Genomic DNA, 1969 nt, shown 5'->3' with positions numbered 1-1969 from the left:
CTGACGCAAAATGCAACAGAATCTTTTATTCAGTACCTTCTTTTTATTTGCATGAAATAGAAGAAATCTAGATCAGGTAAAATGCCGAATAACACTGGACGATGGGGAGGAATACGTCTGTGTCCAGAGCATTTCCTATTCCATCTGCTGTACATGGTTCCGTCATGCGGTTTTACCGCAGGACAAGCCGCTGGAAACAGAGCTTTTCCATAGCGGTGATGTAAAGCGGTGCGCCGTTTGCGGTGCGGCTTTCGTCCCCGGCTCCAACCGGGCCAAATACTGTGAAGCCTGTGCCAAAGAGGTACACCGCAAGCAGAAGAACAAAAGCAGCCGGAACAAACGGAACAAAGCGGACAAATAAGGGCTGGAAAAGCCCGGTATCACAAGGTTTCTGGAAGCCGTTCCGGGGTGGGTGGTATGTTTGTACTCCCACCCCGGAAAACAGGCTTCTAACCGTCACCGAAGGGAGGATTGATAGATATTGCCGCAACACGCAATCTTACGCTTTGAAAAGCATAAGGGCAACCCGGCAAGGCCGCTGGAAGCCCACCATGAACGCCAGAAAGAAAAATATGCCAGCAACCCGGACATTGACACTAGCCGGAGCAGATACAATTTCCATATCGTTAAGCCAGAGGGACGCTATTACCACTTCATTCAAAACCGTATTGAACAGGCCGGGTGCAGGACACGCAAGGACAGCACCCGGTTTGTGGATACCCTGATTACCGCCAGCCCTGAATTTTTCAAGGGAAAATCCCCAAAGGAAACGGCGGCGTTCTTCCAAAGGGCGGCAGACTTCCTTATCCAGCGGGTAGGCCGGGACAATATCGTTTCGGCGGTGGTTCACATGGACGAGAGAACGCCCCATATGCACTTGACCTTTGTCCCGCTGACCGAGGATAACCGCTTATCAGCCAAAGAGATTTTAGGCAACCGGGCCAGCCTTTCCAGATGGCAGGACGATTTTCACGCTTACATGGTGGAAAAATACCCGGACTTGGAGCGTGGGGAAAGTGCGTTCCAGACAGGCCGCAAGCATATCCCCACCCGGTTATTCAAGCAGGCGGTTTCCCTTTCCAAACAGGCCAAAGCCATTGAAACGGCATTGGATAATATCGGGCCGCTGAACGCCGGGAAGAAGAAAGAGGAAGCCCTCGACCTGCTAAAAAAGTGGTTCCCGCAGATGGAGAATTTCAGCGGGCAGCTTAAAAAGTACAAGGTCACAATTTTAGACTTGCTTGCGGAAAACAAGAAGTTGGAAGCCCGGGCCAAAGCCAGCGAAACAGGCAAAATGAAGGACACGCTGGAACGGGCCAAGCTGGAAAGCGAACTGCACAATATCCAGCGTCTTGTTGACCGTATCCCCGCCGACATTCTGGAACAGGTGCGGCGGGAACAACGAAGCAACACAAAGGCAAGGTGATATTTTTTAGTAATTACTTTTCGCTGCCATGAGCGGCTTGCACCTTGAAAATTTCATAGGGAGGATAACGAATGGAGCAAACTAAGAAAAACACCCCTGCCCCGGTAACGGGGCGGCTTGTAACCGCAAAGAGCGGTGAGCAATATTTTATTTGCGGGAACAGCCGTATCAAGGTGTCCGAGCATTTTGCCAAAGAGGGAAAACCTTTCAGTGAACTGCTGGAGCATATGATACAGCATACAGCCGGGAATACCGCTCCCTAAGCCACAACATTGAATACAGCCCACGCTTATGCTATACTTGTCTTATACAGGCAAGGTATTGTATTAAGCGTGGGTTGTTTCATTTTGAAGGAGGTTACGATGAAACAACCGATTTACAATACCGCACTTTATGTAAGGCTTAGCCGTGATGATGAATTGCAGGGGGAAAGCTCCAGCATTACCACACTGTTGTCCGGCAAATTAGGAGATACAGCAATCAGCACTTTATTTTAACCTGAATTCGGTGTAGGGCATCATTGATCGTCACTTTATCCGATAC

General features: G+C 49.6%; 3 protein-coding genes and 1 pseudogene. All 4 read left to right on the top strand.

What is annotated here, in order from left to right; all coding sequences use genetic code 11:
• Positions 1-88: 88 nt before the first annotated feature.
• Positions 89-361: pseudogene (locus tag HNQ56_RS23815) on the top strand (cysteine-rich VLP protein); the annotation flags it as partial.
• A gap of 120 nt (positions 362-481) precedes the next feature.
• Entirely contained in the window at positions 482-1426 is a 945-nt protein-coding gene (gene mobV, locus HNQ56_RS23810; RefSeq protein WP_429151020.1) for a MobV family relaxase, read from the top strand.
• Between the two features lie 71 nt (positions 1427-1497).
• The gene (locus HNQ56_RS23805) at positions 1498-1689 is read left to right on the top strand and encodes a hypothetical protein (protein WP_429151019.1); all 192 of its coding nucleotides are present in this window, start codon (positions 1498-1500) and stop codon (positions 1687-1689) included.
• A 99-nt stretch (positions 1690-1788) separates the two neighbouring features.
• Positions 1789-1923, top strand: a complete 135-nt coding sequence (locus tag HNQ56_RS23800; protein ID WP_429151022.1) for a hypothetical protein — start codon at positions 1789-1791, stop codon at positions 1921-1923.
• Positions 1924-1969 lie beyond the last annotated feature (46 nt).

Origin of the sequence: Anaerotaenia torta, from assembly GCF_050433395.1 — a bacterium.
Classification (GTDB): domain Bacteria; phylum Bacillota; class Clostridia; order Lachnospirales; family Lachnospiraceae; genus Mobilitalea; species Mobilitalea torta.
The sequence above is the reverse complement of the archived record's forward strand: the minus strand, read 5'-3'. Positions and strand labels throughout refer to the sequence as shown.

Bases quoted from the DNA above. Each gene is read 5' to 3' on its own strand.
- HNQ56_RS23805 (WP_429151019.1), top strand. From the start codon at position 1,498: ATGGAGCAAACTAAGAAAAACACCCCTGCCCCGGTAACGGGGCGGCTT.
- HNQ56_RS23800 (WP_429151022.1), top strand. From the start codon at position 1,789: ATGAAACAACCGATTTACAATACCGCACTTTATGTAAGGCTTAGCCGT.